This is a genomic window from Chryseobacterium ginsengisoli, assembly GCF_039542325.1.
GTDB lineage: Bacteria > Bacteroidota > Bacteroidia > Flavobacteriales > Weeksellaceae > Chryseobacterium > Chryseobacterium ginsengisoli.
The window spans coordinates 1-19,852 of sequence record NZ_BAABHX010000006.1 but is presented as its reverse complement, the minus strand read 5'-3'; the positions used below and the strand labels follow the sequence as shown (position 1 = coordinate 19,852).

The window sequence follows — 19,852 nt, the reverse complement described above, 5'->3', positions numbered from 1 at the left end:
GCAAGACTCTTTTAGTATCTATGGAGATTCTTTTTGTATCTCGCTTGACATTAAAAAAGTCAAATTGTCAGTTTTTAGATATTTTTTTAGAATTAAGTTTTCAGCACACTTATTTAATAAATCATTTTCATTAAAAAAATAAAAACTGCCATTCCGAGATTAACTCAAAAATGACAGTAAAAAAGTTATTTAAAAATTTTGATGAAACTATCTTTTTCCAGGTTTTCCAAAGAAAAATCAAAGTGTGCATCTTCTTTTTCAGAAGTGATTTCCGCTCCTAATTCCTGCATCAGAAGATTAAAGGAAATCGGTTCGAACCATTGCTGATACAAAGCATTAGTCGCCATAATTGAAACCTCATTATTTCCTGAAACATGAGAATGTCCGGCTCCGAAATTCAGCAGTACGAAGCATTGTTTTCCGTCTTTTGGCATAAACATTCCCAAAATCGTCTGCTTTTGAACCGAGTTACATTTGGCTTCAGCAAAAAGATTATTTGGGTTCATCATATAATCGTAAGAAATAGTATCACCTTTTCCGATAACAATTTTATAACCACATTCGCTGCTTCCGCTGAAAACGTTATTCATTATCAAAGTTGGAGCAGCCAATCCTCTGTTGGCGTAAAGATATTCTACAGCTCCATTTGGCGCAGAAGTCATGTCTCCGGAGTACATCAGCTGACCTTCATTTTGATTATAAGCTGCATTCCAACCAATTTTTCCTGCGATATTTAATCCGGAAAGATCAAGGTCATTCGCTCCCCAAGCATCTTCCCAATAAATTCCGACAGCTAATCTATCTCCATAAAATCTTGTTCCTGTCGGGATATTTCCCACAAACATTTTTTCGGAAGTTGGTAAAGCAAATTTCACATCTTCAGGAAAATAGATCTTCTTTCCTGAAAAATTATATTTTGATTTTAAGTAATTTAAGATAAAATCATAATTTAATTCATTTACAGAAGTTGAGGTTGATTTTTTCGTCCACGATTTACCGTTTCTGATTCTAAAAACGAAAGTGTCCTGTCCGTACATTCTTGAATAACAAGCCGATAAAGCTTTAAATAAAGCAAATGGAGTAGCATTTTCCAACCAGTGCAAATCGCTGTTTTCCAGCAAGATGTTAGTAGCATTATTCAGCGGATTTGAAATTAAAGGCTGATGATAAACTTTTGACAGTTTCGAAATTTTATTAATCGTTTTTGGAGCTTTGTTTTTATAGGCTAAAAATAAAGGCTTGAAACGGTTGAAAATTTCCGCCATTTTTCCCAATCCAAAGCTTTCAAAAAGATAGGCTGGATTGAATTTACTTTGATTAATATTATTAATTAAATCATCATTTTTAATTAAAAGTGTTTCTTTTGTTGTTTTATAAATCACATATCGGAAAAACTCAACCGGATTTTCAGGATAGATATCATATCGGTCGGCAATTTTTATCACGGCTTCTTTATTTCTGATATTTTCTTTTCCTGTGAAATCATATTCCAGTTCGTTATGCAAAATATTCAGCAAATCATCAATGGTTTCTTCTTTTAAAGCAATACCTGATCTCAAAAGAGAAAGACATTTTTCTGTCATTTCTTCTTTTGTGTAGGCTTTAATTACTTTAAAATTCAACTTTAAGTCAGGAACATTCAATATTTCATTCGGAATATAAATTTCACTCTGAAAATTACTTCCATACGTGGAAATATAGTGAGTAATCTGCTCAAAAAACAGATCAATTCTAGAGCTGTCTTTTATTTTCTGCCATGATTTGTGAAAGGTTTTATTTAAATCATTTCCGTTCAATTTTTCTTTAGCGTAGTAAGAAATAATTTCTTTTTTAGCCCAAATTGCATTAGGTTCAATAATAAAACCATCATCAGAAATAAATGCTTTTGCATCAGATTCTTTAGCTAAAACAGCGTTGAATAATTTTAATGTTTTCATTGTTTTTAGTTTAAAAAAATAAGTGAGGAGTAGTTCTTTTAATGAAATATATAGGAACTCCTTTTACCTATAGTTTTATAAAAAGCGGGGAGTATTTTTCCAAAAATTATAGGAACTCCCTTTGCCTTAGAATTTTGTAAAAAGGCGGAAAGTAATTTCTAAACATATAGGAACTTTCTTTGCCTTAATTGTTAATTTAGAGGAACAGGCAGGACTCGAACCTGCGACACACAACTTTGAAGTTTACAGGAACTTTATTTGCCGGAAGCGAAAAGTAATCTGTTGCTCTACCATCTGAGCTACTGTTCCTACCTTTATGAATAGTTTTCATAAACCTTACAGGCTTTTACACCTGCAAGATTCGGTTATTAGTTTTTATTATTTTTTGGTTAAACGCAAACACGAAAAGATTTTAAATTAGTTATTTTTTTAAGGCGCAAGAAAATCAAAGATTTTTCAGCAAATTAGATTCACAAAATTTTATCTTCGATAAAATCCTTGCGTCTTAAAAAGCATAATTGTTACAGAAATTGCGCCTTTGCGATTAACCAACAATTAAGCTTTTCTAAATTTTTTCTTCTTCTTTTTCCAGGGCGCATTTTTCTGCACATCTCCCGCCATAATACATCCGTAAGGCATCACTTCATCCAAAACTTCACAAAGTCCATATTCTTCAATCTGCGCTCTTACATTTTTAGCACTTTTATAAGCAGTCGGAAGTTCAGAAATATCAATTTCATTCGAGAAAAAACGGATATCTAATCCTTTGGTTTCTTCTTCAAAAACTTCTTCAATTGTTTTATGAGCCAAAGATTTTTTATGCTGACTTCTGCTGAAATTTCTTCCTGCTCCGTGTGGCGCAAAACCAAGGTTTCTCTCATTGGTTGTTCCCTGAACAATCAAAACGGGCTCTGACATATTTAAAGGAATCAATCTTGGTCCCGTAATATCCGGCATAAATTTATCATCAAGAGGTGTCGCTCCTTTTGCATGGTAAAATAAATCACCGTCCTTGAAAACGAAATTATGTTCGTTCCAATATCTATCTTGTTTTTCGATTTCCATTTTATTCAAAATAGCATCATGAATCGAAGTATGGTTTTCTTTTGTCCATGTTCTTATCAATTGTAGTGCTTCCCAATATGATTTTCCTTCTTCAGTTTCATAAGGAATCCATGCATTTTCTCTCAATGTTTCGGGAGAATTTTCCATTCTGAATTTATTGGCGACCTTCATTCCTTTATCATACAAAGCTGCTCCTGGAGCTCTCGATCCGTGGTGAGTCACCAACATTGTATTTCCTGTATTTTTTGAAATTCCGACAAATAAGAAATGGTTTCCGTCACCTTGAGTTCCCATATGAGAACGGGCGATGCTGATTAATTTTTCATCATTTAGGAAATCATTTTCTCTAAAAGCATCCATTAATTCCTGAGACATCGGCATTTGTTGTCCTCTTTCTCTTCCTCCGTATCCGAAATGTGTAATAGAATGAGCCATATCCAAAACTTCTTTAGGATCTGCTTTTCCAAAATCTGTTAACATTACTGAACAACAAATATCTGCGCTATGAAATCCCGGATGAATTGCATTTTTTGCCACAACAACTCCACCAACAGGAATCTGACCAACCGGACCTGTCGGACAAGCATCGGGCATAATTGCACCTGCAACCAAAGTCGGAGTTTTCATCAAAACGTTCATCGTGTTAATTACTTTTTCCACGTTATCATTTTCACTTTCGTGTTCGGCTTTAATGTTAATGATAAAATCTTTTGCTGTTTCATGAAGCGGAATCAATTCGGGTTGTTTGAATTGTTCCAAATATGCTGCGATTTGATTTTCATCCAAATTATTTTCGTTGATATGCGCAATCGCTTCTTTGAACCATTTTGCCGATCTATATCCTAATTCTATTAAGTTGTTTCCGTTGAATTCCATTTTTATTTCGTTTTGATAATGCAAAGTAATTGCTAAAGTGTGCAATGTTTTTGCGTAGATAAATTTATTTTAATTATTTTTGAAAAAAATTAAATAAAATGTTATTCGAACAATTAGAAAAATCGGCGGAAGAAATTCAGTTTAAAGAAGTAATTGCATTTATTGATGAACATTATGATTTTACTCCGACAAAATTTACCAACGGAAATACAGTAAATGAAGCTGACCAAAATAACGGTTCGTGTAAAGTTTTCAGTTTTGCAAAGTTGAATGATTTGTCAAAAGAGGAAACATTGAATCTTTTTGGCGAGTTTTATAGAGAAGATGTTTTACAAAATCCTGAAGGAACTGATCATCAGAATATCAGAAACTTTATGGAGTTCGGTTGGGATGGGATTTCTTTTGAAGGGAAAGCTTTAATGAGGAAATAATTATTGTTTTAAACGCAAAGACGCAAAGTTTATTAATTCAAACTATTTTTAAGGCGCAAGAAAATCATAGATTTTCAGCAAATTTTCCAGCTAAATTTTATCGAAGATAAAATCTTTGCGCCTTAGACGCGCAATGTCTTAATAAAATTGCGCCTTTGCGATTACCAAAAAATTCATAATAAACACAAAATAAAAATATGTCATCCAACAAAAACGCTCTTATCCGCTACAAAACGTTAGATAAATGTCTTAAAAACAAATATCGGCAATATACTTTGGAAGATTTGATCGACGAATGTTCTGAAGCATTGTTTGAGTTTGAAGGAAAGGAATCTTTTGTCAGCAAACGAACTGTGCAACTCGATCTGCAAAATATGCGCAGTGAAAAATTCGGGTATGAAGCTCCGATCGAGGTTTACGAAAGAAAATATTATCGATACAGCGATCCCGATTATAGTATTCATAATATTTCGGTAAACGAAAGTGACCTGAAAGCAATGAATAATGCAGTGCAGATTTTAAAACAATTCAAGGATTTTTCGATGTTTAAAGATATGAACGGGGTGATTCAGAAACTGGAGGATTCTATTCATTCGACGAGTCAAAAATCTATTATTCATTTAGATAAAAATGAACAGTTGAAAGGATTGGAACATATTGATATTCTGTATGATGCAATTTTAAATAAAAAGGTTTTAAATATTACTTATAAAAGCTTTAAAGCCAGAGAATCAGATTCTTATGTTGTGCATCCTCAATTGCTGAAGGAGTTTAATAATCGTTGGTTTTTGATATGTTCTAATAAACAATATGTTTATAATTTGGCTTTAGATAGAATGGAAAGCATTCAGATTGAAGAAAAAATTAATTATATTGATATGAATTTTGATGGAGACGAATATTTTAAAGATATTGTCGGAGTGACAGTTTCACCAACAATGGCTCCGAGAAATGTTATTTTCTTTGTAGATTCTCACAATGCTCCGTATGTAAAAACAAAGCCTTTGCACAAGAGTCAGGAAATTATAAGCGAATCGAATGAGGGGACGATTTTTAAAATCTGTGTTCAGTTGAATTACGAATTAGAAAGACTTCTGTTAGGATTTGGCGAGTCTTTGATTGTTCACAAACCTAGAAAATTACGAATCCGATTGCAGGAAAAATTCACAGCAGCCAATAAAAATTATGAAAATCTTGTCATTGATGATGAAGATTAAAAATTCGGATAAAATGTTTGTGGCTTGAAAATTGTAATAATTAGGCTATAAAAATAAACGTTATGAAATCAAGAATATTAAAAGCTGTAATAGCGATTGTAGCACCATTGGTGGTTGAATTTATCGTCAAGAAAATATCAGAAAAACTGGATAAAAAGCAACAGGAAACCGAACCAAAACAACTTCCTGCATCAAATTAAAGTAGTTAGAATTTGAAATTATAGAAAAGAGACTGTTGCAAAATTGAACAGTCTCTTTTTATTTTTAAATAAAATCATAAATCCCGTTTTTCCAGCCGAGAACTTTGGAAGAATCTGCTTTCAGCCAGTTTTTCAGAACAGTTGCATAGACTTTTCTGAAGTCTTCGGTATAAATCAGATCTCCTTCATTCAGATTCGTTAAATCCGGAAGTGGGTTTAAAAGTCCTTTTTTCTTTAAACCACCACTGATAAAAAACATTTGATTTGCCGTTCCATGATCGGTTCCGTTACTTGCATTTTGAGCGACTCTTCTTCCAAATTCCGAAAAAGTCATTAATAAAATATTATCAAAAAGTCCATTGCTTTTCATGTCTGCAACGAAAGATTTTACAGCTTCATTAATGTCTCCGAACAATTTTTGCTGTCTTTCATTTTGATTGACGTGTGTATCAAAACTTCCGATTGATAAATAATAAACTCTTGTGTTGATGTCAGATTTTATCAAAGAAGAAACTGTTTTAAAGTCTTTTCCCAACTGAGAATTTGGATAGATTTGTTCAGTCTTTTTGGCTTTACTTTTTTCAAAAATATAATCAGCATTGTTGATGGTTGAACCCAAAGTCTGATATAAATACGAAACCGTTTCGTCATCATGATGATGATCGTACAATGATTTAAAATATTTTTCCTGACTCGTTTGATACAACCTTTTTGGGTCTTTAAAGGCAAATGCTTTATTATTTTCACCTTTTAAAGCTAAACTAAGCATATCATCAACTTCCAAAGCTTGTGTAGGATGATCGCATTTATAACATTCTTCATCCAAAAATCTTCCCAGCCAGCCTGTTTCCAGATATTCGTCACTTTTACTCGCAGAATGCCAAATATCCATACTTCGAAAGTGTGATTTATCAGGATTCGGATAACCGACATTATTTAAAACTGAAAGTTCACCATTATCGTGAAGTTCCTTAAAATAGGAAAGAGCAGGATTGATTCCCGTTTCATCATTCAATCGCAAAGAATCCTGAATCGCAATTTTATTTCTTTCTTTGAAATAAATATCATTTCGGGTTGGAATTATCGTATTCAAACCATCATTTCCGCCTGTGAATTGAAGCACAACCAATATCTTTTGATTGGGTTCGAGTGCTTCATCGAATGTCATTGCTTTCAAAAAATTCGGCATCAATAAAGATGCGGTTGCCAATGAACTTATTTTTAGGAATTCTCTTCTTTTGATTAACATAAAGCTTAGGTTTTAGGTTAAAGATAATAGGTTGCAGGTTTTATAGTTGCATTTTAACTGTAAGCTAAAATCTGCGACCTGCGACCTAAAAATTACATCAATTGATATTCTGGTGTTGACATTAGATTAATGACATTCATTTTCACGCTATTATCCGAGAAATTTTTCACGGAGCTCATATCCAAAGATTTTGAACTTTGAATTAAATAATCTTCAACATTTTTTCCATTGAATATTTTTTCAATTCTTGCCCAATCAATCGTGATATTCGGATTTTTAAAGCTTTTCGTTAATGTATTCGTATTGTTTTTCAGTCCCATATCGAGATCATCATCTTCTTTGGGACGATAATCCAGTGGGCGTAAACCAGACCAGATCTGAGGAATTTGAAGCCTCAACATTAAAGTTGAACTGTCGATCCACGATTTTCCGTTTGGCCACCCAGAAACATTTGGTGGGTACAACAACATTTGACCCAATAATTTTTGATAAACAATAAGATTTTCAGGATTTTGAATATTCATCGGAAGGGTTCTCATCATTCCCGCCATTAATTCAATCGGAGATTTTATTCTGTTTCCAATATTTTTTTGATCATAAAACCATGAACTTGAAAAAATATCCATCATCAATTTTTTGATATCGTAATTGGATTGGTAAAAACTCTCGCTTAGCTTATTAACAATAGCTTCATCTACATTTTCATTAACGAAAAATTTATAAATCTTAGTTGTAATGAATTTTGAAGTGGCTTTTTGTTCAAGAATGATATTTAAAGCATCGGTTCCAGTGAAATTTCCGGTTTTTCCAAGAAAAGTTTTTGTGCCTTCATCATGCTGTTTTACTCGTTCTACAAAATTTCCTTCCTTATCATAACCCCATCCTGTAAAAGCTCTTGCTCCTTCCCGAATATCCTTTTCTGTATAATTTCCTCGTCCCATTGTGAAAAGTTCCATCACTTCACGGGCAAAATTTTCATTGGGATGATCTTTTTTATTTTGTTGATTATTTAAAAAGTTCAACATTGCCGGAGCTTGACTCACTTCAAATAGAAGATCTTTGAAATTTCCAAGTGCATTCTTTCGGATAACGTTTAAGATTTGTCTGTTAAATCTTGGATTCACTACTCTCGAAGCAAAATGTCCGTGCCAGAAAAACGCCATCTTTTCCTTCATCTGTTCTTTGCTGTTGACCATTTTATCAAGAAAATTCAGATTCAGTTCCTCGTTTTGTTCGCGGTTGATCTTTTGCATTTCCTTTTTCTTTTCAGCCGGAGCTGTACTGTTCATGTAGTCGGAGGTTTCTGCAATGTCGGGAGTGTCATAATTAATATAAAGAAAGGTTTCTTCTTTAAATAAATCATTAATTAAAGTTTTAATATCTTTTTTATGGAGATCTTCAAGCTGGTTAATTCCCGCACCAAATCCTGCACGCCAGAGAAGATGTTTGTTGTTGATGAGTGATAGAGGTGTCATGTTAATACTTTGTTTTTGGATGTTTTTAGTGATGGAAGGTTAAAATTAATAACGGTTAAGAATTGTTAATATTACTAATTGGCGTTGGTTCCTACGTTTTGAGATTATTTTACTTCGAATTTATTTAAACAGTCATTTAAATTTAGTGAATTTTAATTAATTGATATTCATTGTTTTGTGATTTTAATCAATGTTAAAATTAAACATAAGCTTTTCCTTGGCACGATTTTTACATCTTCCAGCTTAGTAAAATTTAAAAAATCAGAGTTATGAAAGTGTTTAAACAAGCAATTTTATTTGCCGGAATTTTGACTGCAGGAGCATTGAGTGCACAAAGCGCGCAAATGAATAATATGATTAAGGTAGGAGCAAATGTTGGTTTAGCAGTTCCTTCAGACAATACTTCGATGGCAGTAGGTGTAGATGTGGCTTATCAGAACCTTATCACACCAGGATTCGGATTGGGTATTGCAACAGGATATACTCATTATTTTGGTAAAAGTAATAACGGATACGATAACAATGATGTAGGAGTGGTTCCTGTAGGTGCTTTGATTAGGATTTATCCTAAACAGACAGGATTTTATTTCGGAACAGACTTAGGATACGGTTTTTTAGTAGGTGATGATAAAGTAGCATCAAACTCTACACTTGATAGACCAGACGGTGGTTTTTATATTAAACCAGAGATTGGATATCACAACAAGGACTGGAATTTCTTTGTACAATATCAGAAAGTATTTGTAGGAAGCAAAGGAGATTTGCCGAATCAGGACTACAATGTGGGTAACGTTGGAGTAGGATTTTCTTACAATATTCCATTAGGGAAGTAGTTAGATTTAAATATAAGCAATTATTAGCCAAAACCTTTTCTATTTTTTGAGAAGGTTTTTTATTTCCAACGAAAATTTACGAAACTTATTATTATATTTGATAAAATTTGAGGTTATGATTTTAAATCCAAAATTTCCACTTTATTTACCGGGAGTAAAAAACGGGAACAATGATAACGTATCTATCATTGGTGCAAACCTTCGCGAAGATATTACAACTTTAGGCTATTTTGTTTCTAGTAACGGAGGTCTTGAGATTAAAATCCAAAATAATTATCCAACTAAAGAGTATGCTTCTTTTGCAGATATTTTAAAGAAGTTTATAGAGGATAACCAACTGGAGAATGTGAAAAGACTTGCAATGGCTGTTCCGGGACCAGTGATCAACGGGAAAAGTCATCCTGCGAGACTGGGATGGAATCTTGATGTAGAAGAATACACGAGAGATTTCGGATTCGAGAAAGCTGATATGCTGAATGACCTTGAAGCTTCGGCTTACGGAATGGGGCTTTTGGAAGATGCAGATCTTGATCCTATCTACACAAGCGGACATCTTGAAAACGGAAACGTGGCAATTTTAGCTCCGGGAAATGGTTTGGGTGAAGCCGGATATTTCTTTGACGGAAAATATTTAAGACCATTTGCAACAGAAGGAGGTCACTCAGAATTTTCTCCGAGAACCAATGTTGAGGTTGAATTCTATCAATTCTTAAATAATATTTACGGAATTGTAAGCTGGGAAAATGTTTTGTCTAAAGGAGGTCTATTCAATATTTACAGATTTTTAAGAGACGTAAAAAGACATCCGGAACCTGAATGGCTTGCTGATCGTTTTGCAAACGGAAATTTCGTTGAAGAACTATATAAAGCTGCAGTAGAAGAAGATGTTTTGATATGTAAAATTGCTTTGGATACTTTCCTTGAATTCCTGGCGAGAGAAGCAAATAACTTAACTTTAAAGCTAAAAGCAACAGGAGGTCTACTGATTTCAGGAGATATTCCTCAGGCAATCGCAGATTATATCAACAAAGATAAATTCTACGAAAAATACAAGATCAGTGATAAAATGGAAGAAATGCTGAGAAACATTCCGATTTATTTAATTAAAAATAAAGATACAGGATTGATTGGCGCAGCGTTATACACCGCTTATTATCAAGATTAAATATAAACTCCGAAGAAATTCGGAGTTTTTTATTGGATGATATTATTCATGAAAATAATTGTTTTTATTGATATACATCAACAAAATCTATTAAACAAGTTGACTACATTTGCATCAGTAAATAACAAACAAGTAAATAACTTTTATTCAAATGAAAAAAATATTTTTATTAGCAGTTTTAGCTAGTGGTTTAGCATTCGGACAATCAAAAAAAGTAGTAAGTTCTGATGTTCAGTGGTGGGGTTACAAAATCGCAAAATCTGAAGCTAGCTCTCACAACGGAACTGTGAAAGTAAAGTCTGGTGATATGGTGATGAAAGGAAACCAATTGGTTGGAGGTTCTTTCGTTTTAGATATGACTACCATTACTTCTACAGACCTTACAGGTGAATATCAACAAAAATTGAACGGACACCTTAAAAACGGTGATTTCTTCGAAGTTGAAAAATTCCCGACTGCGACTTTCAAAATTACAGGAGTAAAGAAAAACAACGATAAAGTTTATACTTCTTTAGTAACTGGAAACCTGACTGTGAAAGGAAAAACGAACGCAATTTCTTTCCCTGCAAAAATTACTTATGCAAACGGAGCAGTTAGTTTAGTTTCAAACAAATTCGCAATCGACAGACAAAAATTCGATGTTGCTTACAAATCTACTATGCAGGATGTTCTTGTGAAAGATGATATGGATTTGCTTGTAAAAGTGACAGCAAAATAATTTAATCAAAAAAAGATTGTTAAAAGTGTAGAAGTTCTACACTTTTTTTTATTTTTGTTGAATTGTAAATAAAAAAGAATGAAAAGATTACTATTGTTTGCTATGATGTGCGTAAGTATGTCATTTGTTTTCGCTCAAAAAAAAGGAGATAAAGTGGTAAAGGTAACGTCATCAGAGATCAGATGGTGGGGTTACAAGGTTGTAAAAACAGTTCCTACAACACATTCCGGAACAGTAAAACTGAAAAGTGGAAAATTCACTTTCGATAAAACAGTTTTGGTAGACGGTGAATTCGTTATCGATATGAAGTCTCTTATGGCGGGTGATGTTTCAAGCCAGGATGAAGATATGGTAAAACTAACAAATGATCTTAAGAGCACAAATTTCTTCGAGGTTAAAAAATTCCCTCTTGCGAAATTTCACCTTACGAAAATTATTCCTTTAGCAAACAGTGAGTTCAACTCTACGGTTTACGGAGATATTACGATCAAAGGGGTTAGAAAGACGATTACTTTCCCTGCAAACGTTTATATCACGCAGTTTACAGTAGTGATTGAATCTGCGAAATTCTCATTAAACAGAAGAGATTTCAAAGTATTCTACCAGTCTTCATTGAAAGATTATTTCATCAAAAACGAAATGGATATCCAGTTCAAACTTTCAACGGAAGTTTTGGATAATGAAAACAGAACTAACGTAAAAAAGAAAAAATAAGATTCTGAATCTTTTTTATAAATTAAAATGAGCGATTTCTTTTTGAAGTCGCTCATTTTTTTGTTTGATTTTTTTATTTTAGTAATATGAAAATTTATGTAGTAAGCGGTCTTGGCGCAGATTTTAAAGTGTTGGAAAAAATTAAGTTTCCGGAACATCATGAAATTGTTTTTATAGATTGGCTAATTCCGGATCAAAATGAAGATTTTTCTCAATATATAAAGCGAATGTCTGAAAAAATAGATGTTTCTGAGCCATTTTATTTATTGGGATATTCTTTTGGTGGAATAATGGTTCAGGAAATTAATAAGCTGAAACCTGCCCAGAAAGTTGTTATTCTCGGAAGCATCAAATCCGACAAAGAAAAATCACGCCTGATAAAAACCGGACAGATCACAAGAATCCCTAAAATATTACCGATAACTTTTTTTAACGAAAGAACTACAAATATGTATTCTGTGGTCAGAAAATTCTTTGACCCAAGAAATCCTAAAGTTTTACAGTACTTCAGAGTAAGAGATCCTTATTATTTAAAATGGTCTATTGAAAAGATATCAGATTGGAAGTTTGAGGAAAATCCTGATGTTATCCAGATTTTGGGAGACAGAGATATTGTTTTCCCGATAAAAAACTCACGACCGAACTATATCATTAAAGGAGGGACGCATTTATTTCCTTTAATGAAATTTAAAGAAGTGTCTACTATTTTAGGGGGTGTGTTTGATTAAAGATTAATTTTATTTTAAATTTATATTAAAAATTAAGGGGTGTTTTAAAAAATAATTATAATTTCTAAAAATTTATGCTTACTTTTGAAAGGGTAAAACGTAAATTTTTATGAAAGTAGGATTAAAATGGGTTGTTTCGTTCTCAATTATAACTTTAGTTGCAGTTGGCGGATTATTTTGGAGTCCCATTGTAGATTTTCCGAATACCGGAGAATTTTTAAGCGAAGATAAAGTTGTAGGAGCAGATGTTGCCTGGATTTTGGCTGCTGCAGGTTTGGTTCTATTAATGACTCCTGGTTTATCTTTTTTCTATGGAGGAATGGTTGGAAAGAAAAATGTAATTTCCACGATGCTTCAAAGTTTTATTGCTTTGGGTGTGATTTCTATTTTGTGGGTGGTGATTGGTTTTTCTCTATCTTTCGGAGATTCTATAGGTTTTACTATTAATGGGAAACATTACGGAATCATTGGAAATCCTCTTAGTTATCCTTTTTTCAGCAGAGTAGGAGTGTTACCGCATAAAGCGATGGCTTCTACGATTCCTTTTATACTTTTTGCCTTATTTCAAATGAAATTTGCAGTGATTACTCCAGCTTTAATTACAGGTTCATTTGCAGAACGTGTACGTTTCATTTCCTACCTTTTATTTATGGTACTTTTTAGCCTCTTTATTTATACACCGCTTTGTCATATGGTTTGGCATCCGGATGGACTTTTGAATAAATATTTCGGAGTTAAAGATTTTGCAGGCGGTACAGTCGTTCACATGAGTGCAGGTTTTGCTGCATTAGCAGGAGCTTTGGTAGTAGGAAACAGGAAAAAGCCGCATCATGAACCTTCGAATATTTCTTATGTTCTTTTGGGTACAGGAATGCTTTGGTTTGGCTGGTTTGGTTTCAATGCAGGTTCAGCTTTGGCAGCAAATGCAACAGCGGCAACAGCTTTCGGAACAACAACGATAGCTTCTGCATCAGCAATGATGACTTGGATATTTTTCGACAGGATAAACGGCAGAAAAGTTTCGGCTTTGGGAGCGTGTATCGGAGCAGTTGTCGGTTTGGTTGCAATTACACCTGCATGTGGTTTCGTTTCGGTTTCAGAAAGTCTTTTCATTGGATTTATTTCTGCAATTGTTTCAAATTTAATGGTAAACTGGAAAGCTTTAAAGAAAATTGATGATACATTAGATGTTTTTGCCTGTCACGGCGTTGGTGGAATTATGGGAATGATTTTAACGGCAATTTTTGCACACGGAGAAAATGCAAGTCTTCTTCATGGAGGTTTGGAAGTATTTGCGCATCATATGATTGCATTGCTTTTGGTTTCAGTGTTTACTTTTTTCGGGTCATTAATCTTATACAAAATTACCAATAGAATTATCACATTACGGGTTTCCGAAGAGTCTGAAGATTTGGGACTTGATATTTCTCAGCATGAAGAAAGTTTATGTTAAAAAGTTAATTCTCAATTGATAATTAATACAAAAATAGGTTATCTACAAGTGTTCATATAGTTTTAATTAGAAAGCCGGAGCTGATTTTTCAACTCCGGCTTTTGCATTTCGATTTATCGTGTATCTTTGTGATTAGGAAAAAATGAGGAATTTTCTATATGGAATCAATATCGGTTTTTGAGATTATAAAAGTAGGAATAGGTCCGTCCAGTTCGCACACAATGGGACCTTGGAATGCAGCTTCTGCATTTATCAGAATCATAAAAAGAGAGAGGTCAATAGATGAGGTGAAGGAAGTTTTCCTTGAATTTTTCGGTTCACTGGCAAAAACAGGGATCGGACACGGAACGGATATCGCAGGAATGCTTGGTTTGAATGGTGAAGATTTTAAAACAATCGATACTACAAAAATTGATGAAAAAATAGAAAAGATAAAAACATATCAGATTCTTAATCTCGGTGGTGAGAAAGAAATTCCTTTTATTTACGGTTATCATTTGGTTTTAAATATGAAAAAATCCCTTGATTATCATCCCAACGGAATGATTTTCAAAGCTGTTTTTGAAGACGGAACAGAGCTTGTTCAGGATTTTTATTCTGTTGGCGGAGGTTTTATCATGAGTCAGGAGAAAAAATCGATTGAAAAAGAATGTATTCGTACTTTATATCCTTGTCATAAAGCTTCTGATATTGCAAAATATTGTCAAAAATTGGGACTTGACAGAATTTCTGATTTAATTTTAATGAATGAAGAAAGCTGGAGAACTCAGGAAGAAACCAAGCAGGAAGCGCTTTACATTTGGCAGCAGATCAAAGAATGTATTTATAAAGGTGTAAATAAAGAAGGAATTCTTCCCGGGGGATTGAATGTTACACGAAGGGCAGCCGGAATCAACAGAAAATTATTAGGAGATAAAATTTATAAAAATAAAGACGAATGGTTTCAACAGGTTGTTGATGCCGAAGAAAATTTCACTAACATCAATAAATGGATCTCATGTTTTGCTTTGGCTGTAAATGAAGAAAATGCAAGTTTCGGAAGAATTATCACAGCACCGACCAACGGAGCGAGTGGTGTAATTCCGGCAGTTTTGATGTATTCTCAGGCTTTTACAGATTTCATAAGTGATGATGATATTGTAAGATTTATTCTTGTGGCAGGAGAAATCGGAACTTTATTTAAGAAAAACGCTACTATTTCTGCGGCAATGGGTGGTTGCCAGGCTGAAGTCGGAGTTTCTTCGGCAATGGCAGCAGCAGGTTTAACAGAAATTCTTGGTGGAAGTGTCGGTCAGGTTCTAATGGCTGCGGAAATCGCGATGGAACATCATTTGGGATTGACTTGTGATCCTATCAAAGGTCTTGTACAGATTCCTTGTATCGAAAGAAATACGATGGGCGCGATAAAAGCGATTACTGCTGCAAATATTGCATTGGAAAGTGATCCTGCAAAAGCAAAAGTAACGTTAGATGAGGTGATCCAGACGATGTGGGAAACGGCGCTTTCTATGAGCGACAGGTTTAAAGAAACTTCGGAAGGTGGTTTGGCGATTGCTGTGAATGTTCCGGAATGTTAATATTAAATATTTTTTTCAAAAGTTATTGATTCTATCCCCAAAAATAGATTTTCAGAATTGAGTATAAAACAGTATTATTTTTTGTAAAACAAATTGTTCTTCTATTGAACCTTTTGAGATGTGTTCTAATGGTTAGATTTTTTCTTTCAATGGAATTAGTTTCAAATCTTTTTGTTGAATGAATTTCTTTTGGAATTAAATATTGATAATTTCTTAGCTTATCTGTAAATATTTTTTCTGCTTTTGAATGGAGTAGGGTTTTGATGATTGTATTTAAAGTCTTATTGGTTCTTTTTCCTATTTGAAAACTTACGATTTTTTTAGTATCCTTATTAATAGCATAAGTCAGCCACATCTGGTTTGATTTATTAGTCATGTAAAATCTCATTTCATCTAATTCGTAAGATTGATACAATGAGATTTTAGGTTGAGTAATAAGACCTGCAATATAGATAATTCTTTTAAGCAATGTTGTGGTTGAAATATTTAATACTCTTGCAGTACTTCTTATTCCTAATCCTTCTTTTGTGAGTTGAATAATCTGAGAATTAATATTTTTCTCATAAGCTTTATAAGTATAAAAATCTATAAATCTTTTATAGCAGTTTTTACAGAAATATTGTTGTTTTCTAGTTTTTGTTGTTCCGTTTTTAATGATATTTTTTGAATAACAATAGATACAAATTCCTGTGTCACTAACTTTGATACACAAGGAATGACATTCAATCATTTGCATATGTTTTTTCGGCTAAAATAAACAAGAGTAGGGAAATACCTACTCTTGTTTTGTTTATCAGATTTTTAATTATTGTTGAAATTCAATAAGTTAATTATTAGAAATTTTTCATCACTAACTTTGATACATGACCCTTATTATTTAATTTAGAATTAACTTTATGCTCGTTTACTTGGATAGTAATTACGTTTTCTTCTTTATTACTATTCATTAGACAATCATAACAATAATTACCTCCATTAAATGTTTTATATTCTCCTTTATCTCTGTCTGGGCTGCCACCTGAATAAACTTTATCATTCCACATAGCGACAGAAACTGATTGATTTCTTAAATTAACAACATCAACTCCAGCTTGGTCAGCATAATAATTTCCGATATTTATTAATGTTTGCATATTTTCTTTATTAAAACGGTAGTCCTTTAATTCAGTTGATAACCACGGTGCTGTATTTAATTTTCCTGTAATAGGATTTTGAAAGTCTATGATAATATTATTTGTTGTTTTATTATCTGTATATAAGAACTGTCCGAATTGATTAAAGTGATCATCAGGTGGTATTGCAAACATTCCATCTGGATCAATAAACCTAATAGGATTGTTATAAGCATAGTTGTAAGGATTCCAACGTCTCATTTTCTCAGCCAACGGATCCACTACACCCCATCTTCCGATATCACTCATATAAAACCTCGCGCCATAATCATACATGCCAGATTCAGTCTGTAATTCTTTTCCGTTATAGCTGTATGTATACGCAGGATTTCCAGCAGTAGGATTATATCCTTCATGCTTCATTCCAAACGGATAATAATTGTTTTCCTCAATAACTTCTGCGCTCGTTCCATTCTTGAAATAACTTAAACGTACATTTCCCAAATGGTCTGTATAGTTGTAAATATACTTATTATTTTCAAAATTGTAATACCCTTCTGCAGTGGGTACAAATTTTAACGCTACAATGGAGGTACCTTTTTTTCCTGATCCTTCATATTGGAAGCCATCAAGATACTCCGTTACTTTTGTAGAAAGTTGAGTAATAGTTCCTAAAGGATTATAAGGGGCATAATTGAAAGTTTTTCTAAGTTTACTTCCGTCTGCGCGATAAAGGTAATTTGTATTTTCATTAATCATTCCTGTACGGGTCGATAATCCTGAATTGAATTTCAGATAATTGGGAAGATTCAGGAAATTATAATCGATCAACAGAATACCTTTATCTTTTTGTGAGGTCATATTTCCATTGATATCATAAGGAATGTTATTTCCTGATGTATCGGGATATCCTCTGTAATCCGTTGAAGAATCTGTCACCGAAGTCAGCCTGTTTCCTGAATAAATATACGCAAGATCATCAATATTGGTCGCTGTAGTACCTTCTGCAGCTCCTGATCTTTTCAGGTAGGTAATATTTCCATTCACATCATAATCCATCTTCTCAAAATATTCTTTTGCAGAAGGATTGGTGTCTTTCTGGTAAAATCCTGCCGATAATCTGTTGACACTGTCGTATACATAACCGTATCTTCTTAAGTAATCACCTGTCACAGTTCCTGTTCTCCAGTCTACTTCTGCGATATTGCCATTGTATTTTGGTTTTACTTTTAGGTTTGTAAAATCCATATTGGGAGTTTCCTGTCCTTCCACTTCGTTGTATTTTATTTTGTACCCGAACAGTTTTCCACCAAGATTGGCAGGATCATTAATCTTGGTCATCCATCCACGAATGTTGTAGGAATAATCAATGCTCTGTAAAGGAGTAGACGTGTCAATCCCACCTACTTTTTTGTTGGAAAGCTGAAGAATATCGTTGTAGGTATTTTGTACCAGAATCTCTTCAGTATTATTATCCACTTTATGTTTGTGAACCAATAATCGGTTTTGATTATCATATTCAAAAGTTTCGGTGATCACTTTCTCGGTGTCTGTATTTAACCTTTTATGATAGGTTTTAGACTGTTTCGGATTGTTTCCTATTTTTTTAACTATTGAAAAATACTGATCAATAAAAAGTTTAGTTTAAAACACAGCTACACTATATAACACAAAACCCACCGCAATTGCGGTGGGTTATTTTTATCTACTCAAAGTCACAGATTTTGCGTAGCGGGATGTCCACGACATCGATCTATTATATTATTTTGTTATGCAAATATTTTGATTTTTTTCTAAAGTATAATAATGATTATATTTAATTATGGTTGAATCGTTTAAAATATATTCATTGGGAGATTCAACGCCATGTTGTATTAAATCACTCACAGGAATTATTTTTAAAGAATAGCTTTTTCCTAATTTAATTTTTTTACAATTATTAGAAGTATTTTCTTTAAATACTTCTATAATATCATTATTATCTGCTATTAATATGTTAACTTCATTATTTTCTTTAAAAGAGACTATTTTCCTTGTTATATTAGTAGGTTTTGAACTAACAATTGCATTGTTTGTTTGACAACTGTAAATAATGAAAAAAAATAAAAAAACTGTACTTTTCATAAAATTATCTTTTTAGCTTTTTATCGTCTGCATAAACTTTATATAAAGGCAGCTTTTGTACTTTTCCATTAGCATCTCTTTTTCCAGCAAATCCTTCATAATATTTTCTAGATCCCATTCCTGTAGCTTCGGTTCTTGTTCTGGCTGATATAACTATATTATCATATGGCATCATCGCTCTAGTTGCATCATGAAATTTATTAAAAACAGGATTAGGATTATCAGAAGTACTAATCGAAACATCACTTTTTGTTTTTAAAGACTCTTGTGTGATAAGCACATTTTCGACAACTTCATGAGTCATTCCCGTTCCTTTTTGAGTTCCTGCAAAACTTTCTGCACTTCCTAATACTTCTGGATTTGTATACTGTGTTCCTGTACTAATTCCGGTTACCGAATCATAATCAGCTCCACCAAAAGATCCTCCCGGAATTAAACCTCCACTTGGTGTTACATTATTATTTTCAGTATAAATTCTAGAATCAGTATTAGGACTATTTTTAATACCATCATACAATACTTTATCCGTTTCAGACAATTTATTATAGCCACTTTTACTTAGTTTTGCAGTATCTAATTTCCCGTTAGAATCCTTAGTCATAGCAAGACTACTATTTGCATTTAATTGCTCAAGTGCTTTATCTGCTAAATTCCCCAGAAGATGAATATCTTTATTTTCCATACCATCCGGGTCTATAAATCTAATCGGATTATTAAAAGCATATGTATATGGCGACCATCTTCTTGAAGTTTCCGCCAATGGATCTACCACGCCCCAGCGTCCTAGATCTGGCATATACATTCTCGCTCCATAATCATACATGCCTGTCTCCTGCAACTCCTTACCATTATACTTGTAATTCTTATAAGAACTCGTCCCAAAGAAAGAAGTTCCACTCTTCAAATGATTCATCCCAAAAGGATAATAATCATTAGCATCAACAATCTCAAGAGCACCTGCGCTGGTTTTTCCAAAAC

Annotated in this window: 18 protein-coding genes and 1 tRNA gene; 10 read left to right on the top strand and 9 right to left on the bottom strand. The window is 33.2% G+C overall.

The features are described 5' to 3' along the window. Positions 1-185: 185 nt before the first annotated feature. From ABD940_RS16740 to ABD940_RS16730, 3 genes are all read right to left on the bottom strand, one after another. Positions 186-1,937 carry a hypothetical protein gene (locus ABD940_RS16740; protein WP_345206565.1) on the bottom strand — a complete coding sequence of 584 codons (1,752 nt, stop codon included), beginning with the start codon at positions 1,935-1,937 and terminating at the stop codon, positions 186-188. Between the two features lie 200 nt (positions 1,938-2,137). Next, positions 2,138-2,246, bottom strand: a tRNA-OTHER gene (locus tag ABD940_RS16735). Positions 2,247-2,492: 246 nt separating this feature from the next. Continuing rightward, positions 2,493-3,878 (bottom strand): RtcB family protein, encoded by a 1,386-nt coding sequence (locus ABD940_RS16730; RefSeq protein WP_345206562.1) that lies wholly within the window; start codon positions 3,876-3,878, stop codon positions 2,493-2,495. 98 nt (positions 3,879-3,976) lie between these two features. Here ABD940_RS16730 and ABD940_RS16725 point away from each other — a divergent pair, with 98 nt between their 5' ends. The 3 genes from ABD940_RS16725 to ABD940_RS16715 all read left to right on the top strand — a co-directional run bounded on the left by ABD940_RS16725 (position 3,977) and on the right by ABD940_RS16715 (position 5,726). Next, positions 3,977-4,309: a HopJ type III effector protein gene (locus ABD940_RS16725; protein WP_345206559.1), complete on the top strand. Its 333-nt coding sequence runs from the start codon at positions 3,977-3,979 to the stop codon at positions 4,307-4,309. Positions 4,310-4,506: 197 nt separating this feature from the next. Continuing rightward, positions 4,507-5,526 carry a helix-turn-helix transcriptional regulator gene (locus ABD940_RS16720; protein WP_345206556.1) on the top strand — a complete coding sequence of 340 codons (1,020 nt, stop codon included), beginning with the start codon at positions 4,507-4,509 and terminating at the stop codon, positions 5,524-5,526. Between the two features lie 62 nt (positions 5,527-5,588). Further along, a complete protein-coding gene (locus ABD940_RS16715) occupies positions 5,589-5,726 on the top strand; it encodes a hypothetical protein (protein ID WP_345206553.1) in 138 nt (45 codons plus the stop codon). Between the two features lie 64 nt (positions 5,727-5,790). Here ABD940_RS16715 and ABD940_RS16710 read toward each other — a convergent pair whose 3' ends face one another. After that, a complete protein-coding gene (locus ABD940_RS16710; protein WP_345206551.1) occupies positions 5,791-6,975 on the bottom strand; it encodes a DUF1501 domain-containing protein in 1,185 nt (394 codons plus the stop codon). 92 nt (positions 6,976-7,067) lie between these two features. Further along, a complete protein-coding gene (locus ABD940_RS16705; protein WP_345206548.1) occupies positions 7,068-8,450 on the bottom strand; it encodes a DUF1800 domain-containing protein in 1,383 nt (460 codons plus the stop codon). A 269-nt stretch (positions 8,451-8,719) separates the two neighbouring features. Here ABD940_RS16705 and ABD940_RS16700 point away from each other — a divergent pair, with 269 nt between their 5' ends. The 7 genes from ABD940_RS16700 (at position 8,720) to ABD940_RS16670 (ending at position 15,638) form a co-directional block, all read left to right on the top strand. Then, the gene (locus ABD940_RS16700; protein WP_345206545.1) at positions 8,720-9,283 is read left to right on the top strand and encodes a hypothetical protein; all 564 of its coding nucleotides are present in this window, start codon (positions 8,720-8,722) and stop codon (positions 9,281-9,283) included. Positions 9,284-9,398: 115 nt separating this feature from the next. Beyond that, positions 9,399-10,448 carry a glucokinase gene (locus ABD940_RS16695; RefSeq protein ID WP_345206543.1) on the top strand — a complete coding sequence of 350 codons (1,050 nt, stop codon included), beginning with the start codon at positions 9,399-9,401 and terminating at the stop codon, positions 10,446-10,448. Between the two features lie 151 nt (positions 10,449-10,599). Beyond that, positions 10,600-11,166: a YceI family protein gene (locus ABD940_RS16690; RefSeq protein ID WP_345206540.1), complete on the top strand. Its 567-nt coding sequence runs from the start codon at positions 10,600-10,602 to the stop codon at positions 11,164-11,166. Positions 11,167-11,244: 78 nt separating this feature from the next. Next, entirely contained in the window at positions 11,245-11,880 is a 636-nt protein-coding gene (locus ABD940_RS16685) for a YceI family protein (protein ID WP_345206537.1), read from the top strand. Between the two features lie 86 nt (positions 11,881-11,966). Next, positions 11,967-12,608 carry an alpha/beta hydrolase gene (locus ABD940_RS16680; RefSeq protein ID WP_345206535.1) on the top strand — a complete coding sequence of 214 codons (642 nt, stop codon included), beginning with the start codon at positions 11,967-11,969 and terminating at the stop codon, positions 12,606-12,608. A gap of 109 nt (positions 12,609-12,717) precedes the next feature. Next, positions 12,718-14,061: an ammonium transporter gene (locus ABD940_RS16675; protein ID WP_345206531.1), complete on the top strand. Its 1,344-nt coding sequence runs from the start codon at positions 12,718-12,720 to the stop codon at positions 14,059-14,061. Positions 14,062-14,219: 158 nt separating this feature from the next. Further along, a complete protein-coding gene (locus ABD940_RS16670; protein ID WP_345206529.1) occupies positions 14,220-15,638 on the top strand; it encodes an L-serine ammonia-lyase in 1,419 nt (472 codons plus the stop codon). Between the two features lie 31 nt (positions 15,639-15,669). Here ABD940_RS16670 and ABD940_RS16665 read toward each other — a convergent pair whose 3' ends face one another. The 4 genes from ABD940_RS16665 to ABD940_RS16650 form a co-directional block, all read right to left on the bottom strand. Further along, the gene (locus ABD940_RS16665; RefSeq protein ID WP_345206526.1) at positions 15,670-16,368 is read right to left on the bottom strand and encodes an IS1 family transposase; all 699 of its coding nucleotides are present in this window, start codon (positions 16,366-16,368) and stop codon (positions 15,670-15,672) included. A 103-nt stretch (positions 16,369-16,471) separates the two neighbouring features. Beyond that, positions 16,472-18,289, bottom strand: coding sequence for an RHS repeat-associated core domain-containing protein (locus ABD940_RS16660; protein WP_345206524.1), 1,818 nt, complete (start codon positions 18,287-18,289; stop codon positions 16,472-16,474). 222 nt (positions 18,290-18,511) lie between these two features. Next, positions 18,512-18,874, bottom strand: coding sequence for a hypothetical protein (locus ABD940_RS16655; RefSeq protein ID WP_345206521.1), 363 nt, complete (start codon positions 18,872-18,874; stop codon positions 18,512-18,514). Positions 18,875-18,878: 4 nt separating this feature from the next. Beyond that, positions 18,879-19,852: RHS repeat-associated core domain-containing protein (locus ABD940_RS16650; RefSeq protein WP_345206518.1), on the bottom strand; the 974-nt coding region annotated here is incomplete at its 5' end.